Genomic DNA, 19,556 nt, shown 5'->3' with positions numbered 1-19,556 from the left:
GGGGGAGGACACGGAACGGTAGTTTCCCTTTCCTCCCCCTCCGTCAGGCAAGAGCCTGCCACCTCCCCCTTGCGGGGGAGGATCGTTTAATCCCCGGCGAACGTCAGCGCAGACGTCTTTCGCTCCCGCTCGTTGATCAGCAGCGCCCGCCCGGCCGGCGCGACAGACCGTTGCGGGCAATCGTTGCGGAAACAGGCGCGGCAGCCGAGCCCTATCTGCATCGCCCTCCCCGCCAGATCGAAGCCGCTCGCCGCCGCCAGCACACCCGCCTGCGCCGCCGCAACCCCGAGCCCAATCGCGAACTCCGCATGCACCGCGCCGAAGCGGCTACCCTGCGGCGTCACGGTGCGCGCCATCGTCAGCCAGCGCGCGCCGTCCTCCAGTTCGACCAGTTGCACCATCAGGCTGCCCGGTCGGTCGAACGCGTGATGCAGCCGCCACAGCGGACAGCGCCCGTCCGCCTCGACCAGCGCCGCGCCGCTGGCGCCGGGATAGCGCTTCGACGCCTGCCCCGCGCGGTCGATCCGGATCATGAAGAAGGGCAAGCCGCGTGCGCCGACGCGCTGCAACGTCGTCAGCCGGTGCGCGACCTGTTCGAAGCCAGCACCGAACCGACGTTGCAGCAGCTCGATGTCGTACCCCGTCGTCTCGCATCCACGGAGGAACCGGGCGTAGGGCATCATCAGCGCGGCGGCGAAATAGCCGAGGAGGTGGCGACGATAGAGCCGTTCCGCCGCGCGATCGGTGAACCCGGCACCTTTCGCCAGCGCATCGATCTCCGCCTTCGCCTCGATCTGCCCGAGCTGGAACGCGACCGCGAACGTGCGCGAGGCCGGGTCGAGCATTTCGCTCAACTGCAATTGCCGCGCGTGCAGGTCGAGGCGGCGCAACGTGTCGGGCAGCACGTCGGCGGGCAGCACGCGGATCGTCAGGCCGTGCTTGGCACGCAACCGCTCGGCGATCGCGCCGTAGAGATCGCCTGCGCCGAGCCGCAGTTCGTCGGCCAGCGCTTCGGCCGCCGCGTCGAGATCGGCAAAGTGATTGCGCCAACGCTCGATTTCACGGCGGACGAGCGTAACCGGGTCGTCGCCCGCCTCGACCACTGCGCCGCCGCCGATCCGGTCGAACACGCGGGCGAACGCCGCTGCGCCGCCGGGGGCACTGGCGAGCCACTCCTCGACTTCGTTGCGGTCGATCTCAAGGTCGGCGAACATCGGGTCGGCCAACCGTCGCCGAATCGCATCCGCCCCGCCGCCCGGTTCGCCCGCCGCGAGCGACCGCGGATCGAAATCGAAGCTCTCGGCGAGCTTGATCAGCAACGTCGCGGAGATCGGCCGCTGGTTGCGCTCGACGAGGTTGAGATAGCTCGGGCTGATCGCGAGCATGTCGGCCATCGCCGCCTGCGTCAGCCCCGCCCCGCGCCGCAAGCGACGGATAGCATGCCCCGCCAGCAATTTCCGTTCCGCCATCGTAAACCCTCCTGTCACGATGTTTACAGAACGACACTTCTTCTACAAGCTGGACGGACACCGCGACGTTGCGGCGGCTCGGGACGGACTTCCAACGTACCGACCTCGAACGCTATTGCCTGTGCATCGCCTCTCTCGGCACACGATCGGTGTAAAGAGAGAGACAAAACGATCATCGAAGGAGGCAAGCCATGCAGACGACCACCGAACAACCCCGCGCCCGCGCCGTCTTCTCGACCAACGATTTCGCACTGATGAAAGAAGTGCTCGGCGAGATGATCAGCAAGACCTCGATCGACGACGAGCGCCTGACGCGGATGAGTGCATTGTACCACCGCCTCGGCCGGCTCGGCTAAACCGCTTCACACAGTTTCCTGGGGAGGAAAGGATCCCGCCGGTGGCTCGTCCACCGGCGGGTATTCCTGTTTCTGCCGACTTCGCCCCTCCCTGACAGGGAGGGGTTGGGGGTGGGTCGGCCCGCTCGTGTCGCACCGGGTCGATAAATGCGGAAACCCACCCACCCCCAGCCCCTCCCTTTCAGGGAGGGGGGAAGAGCGCGGCGCGGCGAAAAATTCCGCATCTTTCCAACCCCGCCCCCTCGTGTAGGACGGCGACATGGCCAAGACACTGACCGCTCGCATCAAGGACGACATCGTCCTCTACGGCGCCCTCGCCGCCAATCTCGGGATCGGCGTGGCGAAATTCGTCGCGGCCGGGATGACCGGATCGTCGTCGATGCTCACCGAGGGCTTCCACTCGGTGGTCGACAGCGGCAACCAGGTGCTGCTGCTCTACGGTCAGAAAAAGGCCAAGCGCCCCGCCGACGAAGCGCACCCGTTCGGCTATGGTCGCGAATTGTATTTCTGGGCGTTCGTCGTCGCGATCCTGATCTTCGCGATCGGCGCGGGCGTGTCGATCTTCGAGGGCTGGCGGCATATCCAGCAGCCCGAACCGCTCACCAGCCCGACCATCAACTACGTCGTCCTCGCAATCTCGTTCGCGCTCGAGGGCAGCAGCTGGACGATCGCGGTGCGGGAGTTCTCGAAGTCGAAGGGCGACATGGGCTGGTGGCAGGCGATCCACCGGTCGAAGGACCCGGCCGGCTTCATCGTGCTGTTCGAGGATTCCGCGGCGCTGGCTGGCCTCGTCATCGCTGGGATCGGCATCTGGGCGAGCCATGCGTTCAACGACCCGCGCATCGATGGCGCCGCCTCGATCGCGATCGGCCTGATCCTCGCGCTGGTCGCGGTGCTGCTCGCGCGCGAATCGAAGGGCCTCTTGATCGGCGAGCGTGCCGATCCGGCGGTGATCGCGACGATCCGCAAGATCGTGTCCGCGCATCCCGCGATCGTCTCGGTCAACCACGTCCGCACGATCCACACCGCGCCCGAGAGCATCTTCGCCGCGATCAGCGCGGACTTCGACGATTCGGTGACGATGGGTGATGGCGAGACTCTGATCGAGGCCATGGAGAGCGAATTGCGGGTGGCTATCCCGATGCTCTCGTCGATCTACATTCGTCCGGAGAAACGCGAGAATGCAACACTGACGTCGTCCGCTTCGCCGGCTCCGGCAACCGCACAAAATACCACGCAAATCTGATCTAAATCAGACTCATCACACTGGTAAGGCTCGACATTCCAAAATAATATTGGGGGATGAGACCGCTTCTTCGGCTGATCGCCCTGTTCTGCCTGTGCCTGGGATACGCGCTTCCCGCACAGGCGGCCGTCACCATCACCTTCTGGAGCCACGAGCTTGGCAACAGCTTCCCGCACGCGTTCTTCACGTTGCGGGGCGTGCCCGACGCAGGCGGCGCGCCGGTCGACGTGAATTACGGCTTCACCGCGAAATCGGTATCGCCAGCGCTGTTGATGGGCCCGGTGTCGGGGATGCTCGATATCGCGAAGCCGACCTACATCAACGGCAGCGACGCGCAGTTCTCGGTGGTGATGACCGATGCACAATATACACAGGTACTGAAGCTGGTCGACGCGTGGAGCGAGGGCAAGCCGGACAGCGTGTACCGTCTCGGCGATCACAATTGCGTGCATTTCGTGAAGGAAGCCGCGCGGATCGTCGGGCTGTCGGGGCTCGACCAGCCAAAGCTCATGAAGAAGCCGCGTTCGTACCTGAAGGCCGTCGGCGCCGCGAACGTCGGCCGCGTTATTCCGGTCGGGCTGCACGGCAAGGAGTATCTCGCGGGACTTTCGCCGATCGTGCCCTCGGCCACGACCGGTGCCGTGATCGCCACCTCGTCTTCGCCGATACCAAGCTACCCGCGTTCGACCGTGCCGCCTGCCCAATCGGCGGCCTCGCCACGCTAGTTGGCCGGTACCAGTTCGACGACGTCGAGTACCGACTCGAATTTGGGATATGGCAGCACCACGCGCCAGCGCTTGGTGCCGATCCGCTCGATCAGCCCGGCCATGTCACGGGTCGCATCGCGACCGTAGCGCATCGGCCGCTTTTCATCACCGAGCTCCATCGTGCCGAGGAAGATCGCACGCGCGTTGGTGTCGGCGAAGATGGTCCCGACGGGACGCTGCGATCCATCCAGCTTGGTGAGGCTGACCACGGAATTTCCACCCCCATCGACGTCGCCGCCATCGCCGCCGCCGATCCTGCACGCGAACCATCCGGACGCCATGAAGGTCGGGCCGATCCCGGCGCGCGAACCGAGCTTGAACGTGCGACATCGATAGTTGCCGGTCGGGGGCAGCGGGTCGACGAGCGAGCGATCGGGATCGAAGAGGATGGGCTCCTGCCTGATCTCGCGCGGATCGACTTGCGCCAGCGCGTCGACCCAGGCGCCCCGCCAGCCTCTCAGCCGACCGCGATCCGCGACGGTCGCGACCCGCCGCCAGTCCGTATCGCGGTCCTGTCGATCCAGCACCGGGGCGGCGCCCGCTGGCACAATCCCCGCGATCGCCGATGCGCACGTCGCCAGCGTCATGCATGCGGCCGTCTTGTACCAAGTCCGCATCATCTTGAATCCCTCACACTTTTCGCATGCTAAGCCTGCCGGGCCAGCGACGGCAATGGCTTTTGCCCCATGCGAACGCAGCGCTCGATCACGCTGCCGTCCAGCCGCCGTCCATCGACAAATTCGCGCCGGTGATCGCTTTGGCCTCGTCGCGGCACAGGAACAGCGCGAACGCCGCAACCTGTTCGGGGGTGACGAATTCCTTGGTCGGTTGCGCGGCGAGGAGGACGTCGTTCATCACCTGGTCGCGCGTCATCCCGCGGGCCGCCATCGTGTCCGGGATCTGGTTCTCGACCAGCGGCGTCCAGACATAGCCGGGCGAGATGCAGTTGACGGTGATGCCGTCGGTCGCGGTCTCGAGCGCGATCGTCTTGGTGAGCCCGGCGATCGCGTGCTTGGCCATCACGTAGGCGGACTTGTTCGGGCTTGCGACCAGCGAGTGCGCCGACGCGGTCGAGATGATCCGCCCCCAGCCCTTGGCGCGCATGTGCGGCACTGCGGCGCGCATCATGTGCCAGGCGGAGGACAGGTTGATCGCGATGATCGCGTCGAACTTGTCGATCGGGAAGTCGGCGATCCCCGCGACATGCTGGAAGCCGGCGTTGTTGACGACGATGTCGACGCTGCCGGTCTCTGCCGCTGCCCGCTCGACCATTGCGGCGATCTGGTCGGGCTTGGTCATGTCGGCGGCGTCGTAGAGCGCGATCGCGCCGCTGGCCTGCGCCAACGCCGCCCGCTCACGTTCGATCACATCGGCATCGCCGAACCCGTTGAGCACCACTGCTGCGCCTTCGGCTGCAAACGCCTTGGCGTAGGCGAGCCCGATTCCCGACGTGGATCCGGTGATGACCGCGGTCTTGTCCTTCAGGAACATGCATACTCCCCCATCTTGGCGCAGCGTATTCTGCCGCCGTGCAACCCTAGCGCCACCTTGCGCATTTCGTTCCCGAGAAGAAACGAAAAGGGGCATATCATGCGGCTCGACGATTACGATCCGAACATCAACGTCGAGGACCAGCGCGGCTCGGGCGGCGGGGGCGGCGGTTTTGGCGGCGGAGGTGGCGGCCTGCTGATGGGGTTGTTGCCGATGATCGGCAGCCGCTTCGGGTGCGGCGGGATCGTCGTGGTGCTGATCCTGATGGCGGTATTCGGCGGCATGGGTGGCCTCGGCGGGCTGCTCGGTGGCGGACAGACTTCGGCACCGACGACGCAGAGCGGACCGCGCTCGGGCTCCGATACCAAGTCGAGCTGTTCGCTGAACGCCGAGAGCAAGGCTGCCTGCAACGCCTTCAGCTCGGCCGACAATACCTGGGAGACCATCTTCCAGAAGAACGGCCAGCGGTTCGAAGCGCCCAAGCTGGTGTTCTTCGACGGCAATGGCCGCTCGGGTTGCGGCGCAGCGCAGTCGGCGATGGGGCCGTTCTATTGCCCGACCGACCAGGGCATCTATCTCGACACCAGCTTCTTCAACGAGCTATCGACTCGCTTCAAGGCGAACGGCGACTTCGCGCAGGATTACGTGATCGCGCACGAGTTCGGCCATCATATCCAGAAGCTGCTCGGTACCAACGCGCAGGTCCAGCAGGCGCAGCGCCAGGCGAGCGAGACCGAGGGCAATGCTCTGTCGGTACGGCTCGAATTGCAGGCGGATTGCTACGCCGGCGTGTGGGCGGCGGCGAACAAGACGCGGCTCGAGGCCGGGGATATCCAGGAGGGCATGACCGCGGCGCAGGCGATCGGCGACGATACGTTGCAGAAGCAGTCGCAGGGTCGCGTGGTACCGGACAGCTTCACGCACGGGACTTCGGCACAGCGCCAGTCGTGGCTGAAGCGCGGGCTGGAGAGCGGCGATCCACAACAGTGCGACACGTTCTCGGGGGCGATCTGAGCTGAGCCTCCCGATCCTCCCCCGCCAGGGGGAGGTGGCTGGCGCTTGCCAGACGGAGGGGGAGGTAAGCGAAACGCCTGTTCCGTATTCTCCCCGTCCGTCACCTTCGGCGACACCTCCCCCTGACGGGGGAGGATTTAAAATATGGCGCGCGCGTCCTTACGTGACGACGACGCCCTTCCAGAACGCATAGCGATCCTTGATCTCGGCCGCCGCGGACTTTGGTTCGGGATAATACCAGACCGCATCGACGTTCCGCTTCCCCTCGACGACGAGCGTCTTGTAACTCGCCACACCCTTCCACGGGCAGATCGAGTGCGTCGCGCTATCTTCCAGCAAGGCAGCATCGATGCTGTCAGCGGGGAAGTAATGATTGCCCTCGACGACGACGGTATCGTCCGATCGCGCGATCTCATGGCCATTCCAACTTGCAACCGGCATACTGATCTCCTTCAGGCGTGCCCCAGCCCCGCCGCCTCATACGCCTCGGGCTTGAACCCGACCAGCAGCGTCTTGCCGGTATCGAGCACCGGGCGCTTGATCATCGATGGTTGCGCCAGCATCAGCGTGGTGGCCTTCCCGGCATCGAGATCCACCCGATCTGCATCCGGAAGCTTGCGGAACGTGGTTCCTGCACGATTGAGCAACACCTCCCAACCAACCCGGCCGATCCAGTCGTCCAGATGCGCGGCGTCGATTCCAGCGGACTTATAGTCGTGGAACGCATAGTCCACGTCGTGCGCATCCAGCCATGTCCGCGCCTTCTTCATCGTGTCGCAATTCTTGATGCCGAACATCGTGATCGTCAAAATAGCCTCCGAAGCAAAACTGGAATCAGTCCAAGCGCATCCGTTTGATAGCAAGCTACGGGACGCACATGCACCCGATCCGGGACATGAAGCTCGCTCATACTCAATAGGAGCGATCATGTCCTTCCGCGTTCAGGGGCTCGACCCCGACCAGTTTCGACACCTGTTCGGCGCCTCCGATGCAAGCCTCGCGCGAGCAGGCGCCCGGCGATACAGTGTCGACGCCAAGCCCGGCTTTCCCGATCGCATCGCAGTGCGCGATCTGGAGATCGGCGAAACCGCGATCCTGATCAATTACGAACATCAGCCGGCCGACACGCCTTACCGCTCGCGCCACGCGATCTTCGTATCCGAGGCGGAGACGGAACCGCTGAACCTGCTCGACGCGGTCCCCAAGGCGATCCGCAGCCGGCCGATATCCCTGCGCGCCTTTGGACCTGACGACGAGATGATCGACGCGGACCTTGTCGCAGGCACGGACCTGATCCCGCTGATCGAGCGCTTCTTCGCGGCGCCGGACGTGGCGTATCTTCAGGCCCACTACGCCAGACGCGGGTGTTACGCCGCGCGCATCGTTCGTGCCTGACCTGCGCAAGCCAGTGGCGTGACGCAGCGCGGGCGTTTATCGGTGCGCCATGACGCATCCATTCTACGCGATCCATCGTCACGGACTGATCCGGGTTGCCGCCGCGACGCCGCGGGCTTCGGTGGGGGATACCGGGACCAATGCAGAGGCGACGGTCGCCCTAGCGCGCGAGGCGGATGCGAAGGGCGTCGACCTCGTCGTGTTCCCGGAACTGAACCTTACCTCGTACGCGATCGACGATCTACATCTTCAGACCGCGCAGCAGCGCGCGACGCTGGCGGCGATCGCGACGGTCGTAGAGGCCAGCGCGACTTTGCGCCCCGTCCTGCTGGTCGGCGCAGCGCTGGTGCGGAACGGGCGGCTGTATAACTGCGCGCTGGCGATCGCACGCGGGCGCGTACTCGGCGTGGTCCCGAAGACGTTCCTGCCGAATTATCGCGAGTTCTACGAGAAGCGCTGGTTTGCCAGCGGCATGGGAATGACCGGACTGACGATCGACCTCGACGGCGAGGACGTGCCGTTCGGGACCGACCTGATCTTCGCCGCGCGCGATCTGCCCGGCTTCGTGTTCCACACCGAGATCTGTGAGGATTACTGGGCCCCTACCCCGCCCTCGACCGCGGGTGCGCTCGCGGGGGCGCTGATCTGTTGCAACCTGTCCGCGTCGAACATCGTGATCGGCAAGGCGCGCGATCGAGCGATGCTGGCGGCGGCGCAGTCGGCGCGTGCGGTCTGCGCCTATGTCTATTCCGCCGCAGGCCCCGGCGAGAGCACCACGGAGGTCGCCTGGGACGGCCAGGGTTTGGTCCACGAACTCGGCGAGCAGATCGCGGAGTCGACGCGGTTCTCGACCGAGCCCGAACTGGTCGTTGCCGACGTCGACTGCGAACGGATCACGCAGGAACGCCTACGGACCGGCACGTTCAACGATGCGGCGATGTTCGCCGGCAACCCCGAAACACGATTCCGGCGGATCGCGTTCGATCACGCGCCGGTACTTGAGGACGCTGGCCTCGAACGCGCCATCCGCCGGTTCCCCTTCGTCCCGAACGACCCGGCGCGGCGCGACGACGATTGCTACGAGGCGTTCAACATTCAGGTAGAGGCGCTATCGAAGCGCCTCGTCTCCGCGAATGCCGAGACGATCGTGATCGGTGTGTCCGGCGGGCTCGACTCGACCCACGCGCTGATCGTCGCGGCGAAGGCGATGGACCGCCTCGGGCGGCCTCGCAGCGCGATCCTCGGCTTCACCATGCCCGGCTTCGCAACCGGCGAAGGGACCAAGGCTAACGCTTGGGCACTCATGCGCGCGCTCGGCATCACCGCGGAAGAGATCGACATCCGCCCCGCCGCCACGCGGATGCTGGAGGACATCGGCCATCCCTTCAGCGAGGGTGAACCCGTCTACGACATTACCTTCGAGAACGTGCAGGCGGGTTTGCGCACCGACTATCTCTTCCGCCTTGCCAACCAGCGGCGCGGGATCGTGCTCGGCACTGGCGATCTCAGCGAGATGGCGCTCGGCTGGTGCACCTACGGCGTCGGCGACCAGATGAGCCATTACGCCGTGAACAGCGGCGTGCCCAAGACGCTGATCCAGTTCCTGATCCGCTGGTGTATCCGCACCGACCAGTATGACGCGGCGACCGACGACATCCTGGCGACGATCCTCGCGCAGGAGATTTCGCCCGAGCTCGTTCCGGCGGGCGCGGATGGCTCGTTGCAGAGCACCGAGTCGATGATTGGGCCCTATGCGCTGAACGATTTCTTCGCGCATTATGTGATCCGCTACGGCCTAGCCCCCTCGAAGATCGCGTTTCTCGCCTGGCACGCATGGCGCGATGCGAGCGTCGGCGCATGGCCGGAAGACCTGCCCACGGACGCGCACGTCGCCTACGACCTGCCAACTATCCGCAAATGGCTCGAGAAATTCCTGTTCCGGTTCTTCACGACCAGTCAGTTCAAGCGGTCGGCGATGCCCAACGGGCCGAAGGTCTCGGCAGGCGGTGCGCTATCGCCGCGTGGCGACTGGCGTGCGCCGTCAGATGGAACTGCCAAGATCTGGCTCGATGAATTGCGGTCAAGCGTTCCGTAAGGTCAGCTGCGCCACCTTGCATAAATCGCCCATCCGGCGCATTATGAAAATCCTATGACAGTGGCTCCACCGGATGGATCGCGCGATCGCCGGATCGAGATCCCATCTAATCTTTGGCTGATTCACCCGGCAGGCCGTGCGCTTTTGCCGCTTGCGTTGGCGCGTGGAATTTCGGCCAATTCGGTGTCGGTGGCGGGGCTTTGCCTCGGCGGAGCAGCTGCGCTCGCGTACACGCAGTGGGGAAACTGGGCCCTCGCGCTGGTCGGCCTGGTGCTGTCGATGGGCTGGTTGATCGCCGACGGACTCGACGGCATGGTCGCGCGCGCAACCAAGACCGCGAGCCCGCTCGGTCGCATGCTCGACGGGCTATGCGATCACGGCGTCTTCGCGCTGATCTACATCTCGCTCGCGCTGACGATCGACACGCCCGAGGCTTGGATCCTGGCGTTTGCCGCCGGTGGCGCACATGCCGTCCAGTCGAACATGTACGAAGGCGAGCGTTCGCGCTTCCATCGTCGCATCAAGGGCGTGGCGCTCGAAGCGCTGCCCGTTCCGACCGGCAACGCGCTTGTCCGCTTCTATGATGGCGTCGCGAGCAGCATCGACCGGATCGCTATGCCGTTCGAGCGCACGCTCGGTCAGTCGGCGGACCCGGTCGCGCTCGGGGCGCTGTACGGTGCCCGCGCCGTCGCGCCGTTGCGCTTCATGGCCTTGCTTACCGCGAATGTCCGGGTATGGGCGATCTTCGTCGCCTGCTTCGCGGGCAACCCACGCATCTTCTGGTGGTTCGAGATCGTCCCTTTGACGCTCGTGGCCATCGTCGGGCTCGTCTGGCACCGTCGTGTCGAGCGGGCTTTCGTTCGTAATACTTCTGCAACGCGACCAAAGACCGCGTCGCGCATGCATCTTTCGTAAGGAACAGGGTCAGTAATGAATAGCATTCGGATCGCCGTGGTCGGCATCGGCAACTGCGCGAGCTCGCTCGTCCAGGGCCTCGAGCATTATCGCGAGGGGGCAAACGACCAGGTTGGCCTGATGCATTTCGACATGGGTGGCTACAAGCCGAGCGACATCAAGGTCGTTGCGGCCTGGGACGTCGATCGCCGGAAAGTCGGCAAGGACGTCGCCGAGGCGATCTTCGCCAAGCCCAACTGCACTGCGGTGTTCGCACCCAATGTCGGCAACACCGGCACGATCGTGAAGATGGGCAAGAAGCTGGACGGCGTCGCCGACCACATGGCCGACTTCAAGGACGACCGCACGTTCCTCGTTTCGGACGCCGCCGAGCCGACGCGTGAAGAGGTCATCGCCGAGCTGAAAGCATCCGGCGCCGACGTTCTCATGAACTACCTGCCGGTCGGTTCGCAGGAAGCGACCGAATTCTACGCCGAGTGCGCGATCGAGGCTGGCGTTGCGTTCGTCAACAACATCCCCGTCTTCATCGCGTCGAACCCGGTCTGGGCGAAGAAGTTCGAAGACGCCGGCGTCGCGATCATCGGCGACGATATCAAGGCACAGCTCGGCGCGACGATCGTCCACCGCGTGCTGACCGACCTGTTCGCCAAGCGTGGCGTGAAGCTGGATCGCACCTACCAGCTCAACACCGGTGGCAACACCGACTTCCTCAACATGTCGAACCATCGCCGTCTCGAGTCGAAGAAGATTTCGAAGACCGAAGCGGTGCAGTCGGTCGCGGCCGAGCGCATGGACGACGACAACGTGCACATCGGTCCGTCGGACTATGTGCCCTGGCAGAACGACAACAAGGTCTGCTTCCTGCGGATGGAAGGCCAGCTGTTCGGCGGCGTGCCGATGAACATCGAGCTGCGTCTTTCGGTCGAGGACAGCCCCAACTCGGCAGGCGTCGCGATCGACATGATCCGTTGCGCCAAGATCGCCAAGGACCGCGGCATCGCCGGCGTGATCGACCCTGCATCGGCGTATTTCTGCAAGCACCCGCGCACGCAGATGACCGACGATCTCGCGCAGATCGAAGTCGAGCGGTTCATCAAGGCCGCCTGACATGATCGATACGGCTGTCATCCTCGCCGCCGGGGAAGGCAGCCGCCTTCGCACCTCCGCCCCGTACAAGCCGCTCTGCGCGGTGGCGGGGCGGCCGTTGATCGCCCACGCGCTCGAAGGACTGGCCGAGGCTGGCTTTGCGCGGGCGATCGTGACGGTGAGCTACGGGCGCGAGGCGATCGAAGCGTATCTCGGTAGCCGTCGCTGGCCGCTGGCCGTCGAGACGGTTCTTGCGGATCACCGCGAACCCAACGGCGTTTCGGTACTGGCGGCGCGAGATGCGCTCGGCGGTAGCGAAGCGATCCTCGCGATGTGCGACCACCTCGTCAGTCCCGAACTTTACGCCCGCATGGCAAGGGCCGGCGCTGGCGGTGGTCTGCGCCTCGGCATCGACCGACGGCTCGGGCACGACTGGGTCGACCCGGAGGACGTCACCTGCGTCGCGACCGAAGGCGACCGCATCGTCGCGATCGGCAAGGGTCTCGAACCGCACGACTGCTACGACACCGGCGTATTCGCGATCGGCCCTGCGCTGTCGGACGCACTCTCCACCTTGGCAAGCCCGTCTTTGACGGAGGGCGTCCGCCTGCTGGCCGCACAGGGCCTGGCTCGGATCGTCGATTGCAGCGACATCGACTGGATCGACGTCGATGACGCTCCCGCGCTGGCGAAAGCCGAAGCGTGGATGGCGACCAAGGCAGATGCCGTCGCGGCGTAGGCACCGTTCTCCTGCGCACGCAGGAGCCCAGGGTCACGATCGTTACGCTTCATTACCCTGGACTCCTGCGTCCGCAGGAGAACCAAACCCGTCATCCTGACGAAAGTCAGGATCCAGAGTTACGCGTGGCGCCCTTTGGGCTCTGGGTCCTGACTTTCGTCAGCGTGACAGGATCACGTCAGGATGCCGAGGCTTCCTCGACCCGAGGATCAGGCACGTCCAGCGTTGCGCACGTCCCGACTTCTGCATTCTCGATCCTCACCGTCCCGCGCAACTGGCGCGCGAGGCTGCCGATCATCCGCATCCCGAGGCTTTTCCGCGATGCCGTCTTCAACTCGAAGTCCGCCGGCAACCCGCCGCCCTCGTCCGACACCGTCAGGACGATCCGCCCGTCAGCACTCCGCACCGTGATCAGGATCACGCCGCCATCGTCGCCATACGCATATTTGATCGCGTTGGTGACGAGCTCGGTGACCAGCAACCCCATCGGGATCGCCACGTCCGCGCTGATAAGGATCGCTTCGATGTCGCAGTCAATCCGGTGAGTGAGCGATTGCTCCCCCAACCCCGTCGCGATCCCGCAGACCAGATCGTTCAGCGCGACGATGCCAACCTGATCGCCACGCCAGAGCTGGTCGTGCGTCTGCGCGATCGCGGTGATCCGCGCCTGCGCATCGCCCAGCAGCCGGCGGATCCGCGGATCGTCATCCTCCTGCATCTGGAGGTTGAGCATCGCAGAGACGAGCGCGAGGCTGTTCTTGACCCGGTGGCTGGCCTCCCGCGTGAGAAGCTCCTGATGCTCCATCGCCTCGCTCAGCCGCTGCTCCGCCTGCTGTCGCTCGATCGCCACGCCGATGAGGTTGGCAAACCCCTGCATGAACGCAAAATCGGCCGGCTCGAACTTACCCTCGTCGGGGCTGTCGACCTCGAGCACGCCGAAGCGCTTCCCCGACGTCTCGACCAGCACGTTGATCGCGCGGCGGATATTGTGCTGCGCCATGAACTCCGGCGTCCGGAAGCGCTGTTCGTTCTCAAGGTGGTTCGAGATCACCGGCAGCCCGGTCTCCAGCGCGAACCCCGCCGGCGATCCGAGATCGGTGCGCATCTCGGTCGACCCGACCACCCCCGGCGCCCAGCCGATCCCGGCGCGGACCAACAAGGTGTTCTGTTCGGGACGGTATTCGAGGAACTTGCAGTATTTCGACCGCATTCCCTCGCCGCACAGCTCGGTCGCGCGCTGCAACATCGGCTGCAGATCCCGCGCCCGCAGCGCCTCGATCCCGAAATCAGCCAGGATCGACTGCTGACGAAGACGATATTCCAGTTCGCCTGCGCCAGGGGGCCGATCGCCGCCGGGAGATTGTTCGATAACCGTCATACTCACTCGATGTTACTGGCAATAAGTCTCGTCACGCCTGCCGCATCCAGCAGGCTCAGTCGCCCACCCTGAAATCGCGGATCATGGGTGACGTCCGCGATTGCCCATTCGGGGCTGACGATCGACGTCAAAGCGGCCGCGTCGTCCTGCTCGATCTCGGCGAGTTCCAGCCCGGCGAGCGCTCCTTCGAACAGGTCGATGCCGAAGTCCGCGCCCACCGGATACCGGCGTTTCCTCAACGATCGGGCCGGCAATTGCGCCAGCCGGTCATACTCGTCCCGATCGAGATACGTCGTGACCGTCGGCCTGCTCAGTACATCGGCAACGTCGTATTTCTTGCCGATCTTAAGGACCACACGCCCCGAGACGCTATCGGTCATAGAGCGCAACCTCAGCCGCGTGCCCTCGATATACCGGTCCTCGATCAGGATATACGACGCGTCGGCCAGATCGGGCCGACGCGCAGGATCGACGAGAAACCGGCGCTCGCGCTCGACATGCGCGTATTTGTGAGCGACCAGTTCCTCGTCGAGCCCCCGCAACATCGGGTCAGCGCGTCAGCTTCTTATAGGACAGCGCGGTAGGACGATCCGCCGCATCGCCCAGACGGCGGCGCTTGTCCTCTTCGTAGGATTCGAAATTGCCCTCGAACCATTCGACATGGCTGTTGCCCTCGAACGCCAGGATGTGCGTGGCGAGACGATCCAGGAAGAAGCGATCGTGGCTGATCACCACCGCGCACCCTGCGAAATTCTCGATCGCTTCCTCGAGCGCGCCCAAGGTCTCGACATCGAGATCGTTGGTGGGCTCGTCGAGCAGCAGCACGTTGCCGCCGCGCTTCAACATCTTGGCGATGTTGACGCGGTTGCGCTCGCCGCCCGACAGCTTGCCGACGTTCTTCTGCTGGTCCTGGCCCTTGAAGTTGAACGCCCCGACATAGGCGCGCGTCGACTGGTCGAACCCGTTGACCTTCATCGAGTCGAGGCCGTCGGAAATCTCCTCCCAGACGTTCTTCTTGTCGTCGAGATGATCGCGGCTCTGGTCGACATAGCCGAGCCGCACGGTCGAACCCTTGTCGATCGTGCCGCTGTCCGGCGTCTCCTGCCCAGTGATCAGCTTGAACAGCGTCGACTTGCCGGCGCCGTTGGGACCGATGACGCCAACGATACCGCCCGCGGGCAGCGTGAACGAGAGGTTCTCGAACAGCAGCTTGTCGCCGTAAGCCTTGGAGACGTTCTCGAGCTCGATGACCTTGCCGCCGAGACGCTCGGGCACCTGGATGACGATCTGCGCCTTGCCCGGCGAGCGGTTCTCCTGTGCGGAGACGAGGCGTTCGAAGTTGGCGATACGCGCCTTGGACTTGGTCTGGCGCGCCTTGGCACCCTGACGAATCCATTCGAGCTCGTTCTTGATCGCGGTCTGACGACCGGACTCCTCACGATCCTCCTGCTCGAGGCGCTTGGCCTTCTTCTCGAGATACGTCGAGTAATTGCCCTCATACGGGAAATACTTGCCGCGATCGAGTTCGAGCACCCAGCCAACGACGTTGTCGAGGAAATAGCGGTCATGGGTGATCATCAGCACCGCGCCCGCATAATCCTTCAGATGATTCTCCAACCACTGGACGCTCTCCGCATCGAGATGGTTGGTGGGCTCGTCAAGCAGAAGGATACCCGGCTTCTGGATCAGCAGGCGGGTCAGCGCGACGCGGCGCTTCTCACCACCCGACAGCTTGTCGACCGGCCAGTCACCCGGCGGGCAACGCAGCGCTTCCATTGCAACCTCGAGCTGGTTGTCGAGCGTCCAGCCGTCGATCGCGTCGATCTGCTCCTGAAGCGTTCCCATCTCCTCCAGCAGCGCGTCGAAGTCGGTGTCGTCCTGGGGATCGCCCATCTCGGCGGAGATCGCGTTGAAGCGATCGACCATGTCCGCGACACCGCGCGCGCCGTCCTTGACGTTCTCCAGCACGGTCTTGGTGGCGTCGAGCTGCGGCTCCTGCTCCAGATAGCCGACGGTAACGTTCTCGCCCGGCCAGGCCTCGCCGGTATAGTCCTTGTCGATGCCGGCCATGATCTTGATCAGCGTCGACTTGCCCGCGCCGTTGGGGCCTACGATGCCGATCTTGGCGCCATGATAGAATTGCAGATTGATGTTCGACAGCACCGGCTTGGGCGCGCCGGGGAAGGTCTTCGTCATGTCCTTCATGACATAGGCGTATTGGCCGGCCACGGGGGTCTCCGTTCGGGTGTTCGTGAGGGAGGGATTGATCTGCGCATGTAAGGGCAGCCGCGAAGGTTGGCAACGCGCGAGCTGGGACCTAACGAAGGAGGCCGACACCAAGGGGAATTGCTGATGACGCGTATCGCACCATTTCTGGCGGCCTGTGCCGCAATCACCGCCGTTCCTCTTGCCGCGCAGCGCACCGCTGCGCCCGCGACCGCGGTCGACGCGAAGGTCGCGGCGCTGCGCGACAAGGCGCTGACCGACGATACCGCGTACAAGATCGTCGAGGGGATCACGACCGAGGTCGGCCCGCGGATGACTGGCACCGAGGCGGCACCGCGCGCGCGCGCGTGGTCGGTCGCCAAGCTGAAGGCGCTGGGGTTCAAGAACGTGCGTATCGAGCCTTACCAGCTGCCCGTCTGGTCGCGCGGTACGGAGAGTGGCGAGTTGGTCGCTCCCTATGCGCAGAAGCTGCATCTGGTCGGCCTCGGCAATTCGGGCGCGACGCCGCCGGGCGGACTGACCCTGCCGATCGTCTATTTCCCGACATATAACGACCTGGCGCTCGCCGCCGACGGCAGCCTGAAGGGCAAGATCGCCTTCGTGTCGAACGCGATGCAGCCGACGCAGGACGGGTCGAGCTATGGATCGCAGGGCACCGCGCGCTTCGTCGGACCGAACGTCGCCGCCAGGAAGGGCGCGGCGGCGATCGTGATCCGGTCGATCGGCACCGATCACGGTCGCGGGCCGCACGCAGGCAACACCAATTTCGAAGCCGGCGTGACGCCGATTCCCGCCGCCGCGCTGTCGGTCGCGGACGCGGAGCATGTCGAGCGGCTGATGAAGCTCGGCAAGCCGGTGACGCTGAAGCTGGTGCTGGAAGACAAGCAGGTCGGTATGCGCGAATCGGGCAACGTCGTCGCCGAAGTCCCCGGCACCGATCCCAAGGCCGGGATCGTGCTGGTCGGTGGCCATCTCGACAGCTGGGATCTCGGCACCGGCGCGATCGATGACGGGGCGGGCATAGCGATCACCGCAGCCGCCGCCAAGATCGTCATGGACAGTGGCCAGCGCCCGCGCCGGACGATCCGCGTCGTCTGGTTCGGCGACGAAGAGAGCGGCGGCTTCGGCGGAGCCGCCTACGCCAAGGCACATGCCGGCGAACGCCACGCGACTGCCGCCGAATCGGATTTCGGCGCCGATCGCGTCTGGCGGTTCGAGAGCAGCCTGCCCGACGCTGCCAAGCCGATCGAGGATCGCTTGGCCGTCGCGCTTGCGCCGCTCGGAATCGTTCGCGGCGCCGATGCCCCGCATGGCGGCACCGATGTCGGCCCGGTGATCGCCACGGGGGTCGCCGGAATCGACCTCAACCAGTCGGGTCTGCGCTACTTCGACTATCACCATACGCCCGAGGACACGCTGGATCTGATCGACCCCGAACAGCTCCGCCAGAACGTCGCGGCCTGGACCACGGTGATCGCGACGGTGGCCAATGCGCCCGAGGAAATCGGGTCAATTGTGCCCCAGAAGTGACGAATTGCATGAACCAATCTGTCATCGTTCTGCCGCAAACCTTGCGGACAGATGAATTTAGCGGATTGACCCCCCGCCGGGGGCCGCTATTTGACGTGACTTCGCGACGGCAATCGGGTCGGCCGCGAGTGAAACTATGCTTGGGAGCATTCGAATGAAGAAGATCGTTCTGATCGCTGCTGCCGCCGGCCTGATGTCCGTCGCAGCCTGCAGCAAGTCGCCAGAAGCCGCCGCAGTTGAGAACAACGCGGACATGCTGGCTGACAACATGGAAATGCAGGCTGACAACATGGACGCTATGGCGGACAACACCTCGAACGCAGTCGCTACCGACGTGCTCGAGAACGCTGCTGACAACATGAACGCAGCTGCCGACAACGTCCGTGACGCTGCCGACGAGAAGACCGACAACATGAACTAAGACCCTGTCGGGCGTTCGCGCTCGATAGAGTATTAGTGTCGGAAAGGGCGTTCCTTCGGGAGCGCCCTTTTTCTTTGCCGTTTTGCTTGTGCGCCCTTTTGCGGGATGGACGCTTGCGCTAACGCGGTCACGGGTTGGGCCTGTAGCTCAACGGTTAGAGCTGGCCGCTCATAACGGCTAGGTTGCGGGTTCGATTCCTGCCGGGCCCACCAACCCTTTTCCCCGTCATCGAGCCAAGCGCTTGAATACCGATGTCGGGTTCGAGACCTTCACAACGTGCAGTGCATGCCGATGTTGCTGAAACCGTAGAGCGCCGGTGCTCCCCCAACTCAGATTTCCGTCATCACGCCCTGATAGATCGGCTCCTCCATCGCGCGGCCCGCACCGATCGCGACGCAGGTCAGCGCGTTCTCGGCGACCGTGACCGGCAGCCCCGTCGCGTCCGACAATACTTCGTCGATCCGCGCGAGCAGCGATCCGCCGCCCGTCATGACGATGCCCTGATCGCAGATATCGGCAGCCAGTTCGGGTTCGGTCTTCTCGAGCGCAGTCAGCACGGTTTCGACGATCTGACCGATCAGATCCGCCAGCGACGCCGCGATATCCGCCTGCGTCACCTCGATCTCGCGTGGTACCCCTGCGCGCAGGTCGCGTCCCTTGACGCGCATGACCTCGCCGATTCCATCCTCCGGCATCCGTGCCATGCCGACCGCCAGCTTGACGCGCTCTGCGGTCGCTTCACCGATCATGAGATTGTGCTTGCGACGAATCATCGAACTGATCGCTTCGTCCATCTTGTCGCCGCCGACCCGCGCCGACGTGCTGTAGGCAAGCCCTCGCAGCGACAGCACCGCCACTTCGGTCGTGCCACCGCCGATGTCGACAACCATCGCCCCGACCGGTTCGGTCACCGGTAGTCCGGCACCGATCGCCGCCGCCATCGGCTCTTCGATCAGATAGACCTTGCGCGCGCCGGCATTGGACGCCGCCTGGCGTATCGCGCGACGCTCGACCAAGGTCGCGCCGGACGGGATGCAGATCGCGATCTCGGGATGGCGTGGCAGTCGGCTGGGCCCGCCATGTGCCTTTTCGATGAAGAACTTGATCATCTGCTCGGCGACGTCGAGGTCGGCGATCACGCCGTCGCGCATCGGCCGGATGGTCTCGATCCCGTCGGGCGTCTTGCCCATCATCAATTTCGCTTCGGCACCCACCGCGCGCACCTGCTGTACGCCGTTGCGCGTTTCGATCGCCACCACCGACGGTTCGTTCAGGACGATGCCCTGACCGCGCAGATAGACGACGGTGTTCACCGTTCCGAGATCGATCGCCATGTCGTTCGACGGGCGGCTGAACAGGCGAGGAAGACGCATGGGCTGTGACAATCTGAAAGCGTGCGCCCGTTACCGTGGCCACTGTATGAAACCA

General features: G+C 64.7%; 20 protein-coding genes and 1 tRNA gene. 12 read left to right on the top strand and 9 right to left on the bottom strand.

Annotated features, from left to right (window positions below; all coding sequences use genetic code 11):
• Positions 1-86: 86 nt before the first annotated feature.
• Entirely contained in the window at positions 87-1,469 is a 1,383-nt protein-coding gene (locus ASE82_RS11240; RefSeq protein WP_056062924.1) for a helix-turn-helix domain-containing protein, read from the bottom strand.
• A 191-nt stretch (positions 1,470-1,660) separates the two neighbouring features.
• On the opposite strand from ASE82_RS11240, the gene ASE82_RS19850 reads away from it, so the two are divergent.
• The 3 genes from ASE82_RS19850 (at position 1,661) to ASE82_RS11230 (ending at position 3,796) form a co-directional block, all read left to right on the top strand.
• Positions 1,661-1,825, top strand: coding sequence for a hypothetical protein (locus ASE82_RS19850; protein ID WP_164913371.1), 165 nt, complete (start codon positions 1,661-1,663; stop codon positions 1,823-1,825).
• A gap of 259 nt (positions 1,826-2,084) precedes the next feature.
• A complete protein-coding gene (locus tag ASE82_RS11235) occupies positions 2,085-3,071 on the top strand; it encodes a cation diffusion facilitator family transporter (RefSeq protein ID WP_056062921.1) in 987 nt (328 codons plus the stop codon).
• 56 nt (positions 3,072-3,127) lie between these two features.
• On the top strand, positions 3,128-3,796 hold the full coding sequence (locus tag ASE82_RS11230) for a hypothetical protein (protein WP_056062918.1): 669 nt from the start codon (positions 3,128-3,130) through the stop codon (positions 3,794-3,796).
• Here ASE82_RS11230 and ASE82_RS11225 read toward each other — a convergent pair.
• Positions 3,793-4,458: a DUF4893 domain-containing protein gene (locus ASE82_RS11225; RefSeq protein WP_235524671.1), complete on the bottom strand. Its 666-nt coding sequence runs from the start codon at positions 4,456-4,458 to the stop codon at positions 3,793-3,795. The two genes, ASE82_RS11230 and ASE82_RS11225, sit on opposite strands and share 4 nt — an antisense overlap.
• A gap of 85 nt (positions 4,459-4,543) precedes the next feature.
• Positions 4,544-5,329 (bottom strand): 3-hydroxybutyrate dehydrogenase, encoded by a 786-nt coding sequence (locus ASE82_RS11220; RefSeq protein ID WP_056062915.1) that lies wholly within the window; start codon positions 5,327-5,329, stop codon positions 4,544-4,546.
• Between the two features lie 99 nt (positions 5,330-5,428).
• Here ASE82_RS11220 and ypfJ point away from each other — a divergent pair, with 99 nt between their 5' ends.
• Positions 5,429-6,343, top strand: a complete 915-nt coding sequence (gene ypfJ, locus ASE82_RS11215) for a KPN_02809 family neutral zinc metallopeptidase (RefSeq protein WP_056062913.1) — start codon at positions 5,429-5,431, stop codon at positions 6,341-6,343.
• Between the two features lie 159 nt (positions 6,344-6,502).
• Here the strand turns inward: ypfJ and ASE82_RS11210 are convergent, their stop codons facing one another.
• Positions 6,503-6,784, bottom strand: a complete 282-nt coding sequence (locus ASE82_RS11210) for a DUF427 domain-containing protein (RefSeq protein WP_056062910.1) — start codon at positions 6,782-6,784, stop codon at positions 6,503-6,505.
• An 11-nt stretch (positions 6,785-6,795) separates the two neighbouring features.
• A complete protein-coding gene (locus ASE82_RS11205; RefSeq protein WP_056062907.1) occupies positions 6,796-7,152 on the bottom strand; it encodes an ArsC family reductase in 357 nt (118 codons plus the stop codon).
• A 118-nt stretch (positions 7,153-7,270) separates the two neighbouring features.
• Here ASE82_RS11205 and ASE82_RS11200 point away from each other — a divergent pair, with 118 nt between their 5' ends.
• Genes ASE82_RS11200 through ASE82_RS11180 form a run of 5 tightly spaced genes read left to right on the top strand, consistent with a single transcriptional unit; the run spans position 7,271 to position 12,573 of the window.
• Positions 7,271-7,738 carry a DUF1203 domain-containing protein gene (locus ASE82_RS11200; RefSeq protein ID WP_056062902.1) on the top strand — a complete coding sequence of 156 codons (468 nt, stop codon included), beginning with the start codon at positions 7,271-7,273 and terminating at the stop codon, positions 7,736-7,738.
• Positions 7,739-7,787: 49 nt separating this feature from the next.
• Entirely contained in the window at positions 7,788-9,833 is a 2,046-nt protein-coding gene (locus ASE82_RS11195) for an NAD(+) synthase (protein WP_056062899.1), read from the top strand.
• 54 nt (positions 9,834-9,887) lie between these two features.
• Positions 9,888-10,748, top strand: a complete 861-nt coding sequence (locus ASE82_RS11190) for a CDP-alcohol phosphatidyltransferase family protein (RefSeq protein ID WP_056062896.1) — start codon at positions 9,888-9,890, stop codon at positions 10,746-10,748.
• A gap of 15 nt (positions 10,749-10,763) precedes the next feature.
• On the top strand, positions 10,764-11,855 hold the full coding sequence (locus ASE82_RS11185) for an inositol-3-phosphate synthase (RefSeq protein WP_056050788.1): 1,092 nt from the start codon (positions 10,764-10,766) through the stop codon (positions 11,853-11,855).
• A gap of 1 nt (position 11,856) precedes the next feature.
• Positions 11,857-12,573, top strand: a complete 717-nt coding sequence (locus ASE82_RS11180) for an NTP transferase domain-containing protein (protein WP_056062893.1) — start codon at positions 11,857-11,859, stop codon at positions 12,571-12,573.
• 178 nt (positions 12,574-12,751) lie between these two features.
• On the opposite strand, the gene ASE82_RS11175 is transcribed toward ASE82_RS11180, so the two are convergent.
• From ASE82_RS11175 to ettA, 3 genes are read right to left on the bottom strand one after another with little or no spacing between them, the layout of a single operon-like run.
• On the bottom strand, positions 12,752-13,951 hold the full coding sequence (locus ASE82_RS11175; RefSeq protein WP_082441442.1) for a sensor histidine kinase: 1,200 nt from the start codon (positions 13,949-13,951) through the stop codon (positions 12,752-12,754).
• Positions 13,952-13,953: 2 nt separating this feature from the next.
• Entirely contained in the window at positions 13,954-14,496 is a 543-nt protein-coding gene (locus tag ASE82_RS11170; RefSeq protein WP_056062890.1) for a hypothetical protein, read from the bottom strand.
• Positions 14,497-14,500: 4 nt separating this feature from the next.
• The gene (gene ettA / locus ASE82_RS11165) at positions 14,501-16,180 is read right to left on the bottom strand and encodes an energy-dependent translational throttle protein EttA (RefSeq protein ID WP_056062887.1); all 1,680 of its coding nucleotides are present in this window, start codon (positions 16,178-16,180) and stop codon (positions 14,501-14,503) included.
• Positions 16,181-16,303: 123 nt separating this feature from the next.
• Here ettA and ASE82_RS11160 point away from each other — a divergent pair, with 123 nt between their 5' ends.
• The 3 genes from ASE82_RS11160 (at position 16,304) to ASE82_RS11150 (ending at position 18,340) form a co-directional block, all read left to right on the top strand.
• Positions 16,304-17,707, top strand: coding sequence for a M20/M25/M40 family metallo-hydrolase (locus tag ASE82_RS11160; RefSeq protein ID WP_056062882.1), 1,404 nt, complete (start codon positions 16,304-16,306; stop codon positions 17,705-17,707).
• Between the two features lie 154 nt (positions 17,708-17,861).
• Positions 17,862-18,128: a hypothetical protein gene (locus ASE82_RS11155; RefSeq protein ID WP_031393308.1), complete on the top strand. Its 267-nt coding sequence runs from the start codon at positions 17,862-17,864 to the stop codon at positions 18,126-18,128.
• Positions 18,129-18,264: 136 nt separating this feature from the next.
• Positions 18,265-18,340 (top strand) — tRNA-Ile (locus ASE82_RS11150).
• 117 nt (positions 18,341-18,457) lie between these two features.
• On the opposite strand, the gene ASE82_RS11145 is transcribed toward ASE82_RS11150, so the two are convergent.
• Positions 18,458-19,501: a rod shape-determining protein gene (locus ASE82_RS11145; RefSeq protein ID WP_056062879.1), complete on the bottom strand. Its 1,044-nt coding sequence runs from the start codon at positions 19,499-19,501 to the stop codon at positions 18,458-18,460.
• Positions 19,502-19,556 lie beyond the last annotated feature (55 nt).

Origin of the sequence: Sphingomonas sp. Leaf230 (genome assembly GCF_001421745.1) — a bacterium.
Lineage (GTDB): Bacteria > Pseudomonadota > Alphaproteobacteria > Sphingomonadales > Sphingomonadaceae > Sphingomonas.
The sequence above is the reverse complement of the archived record's forward strand: the minus strand, read 5'-3'. Positions and strand labels throughout refer to the sequence as shown.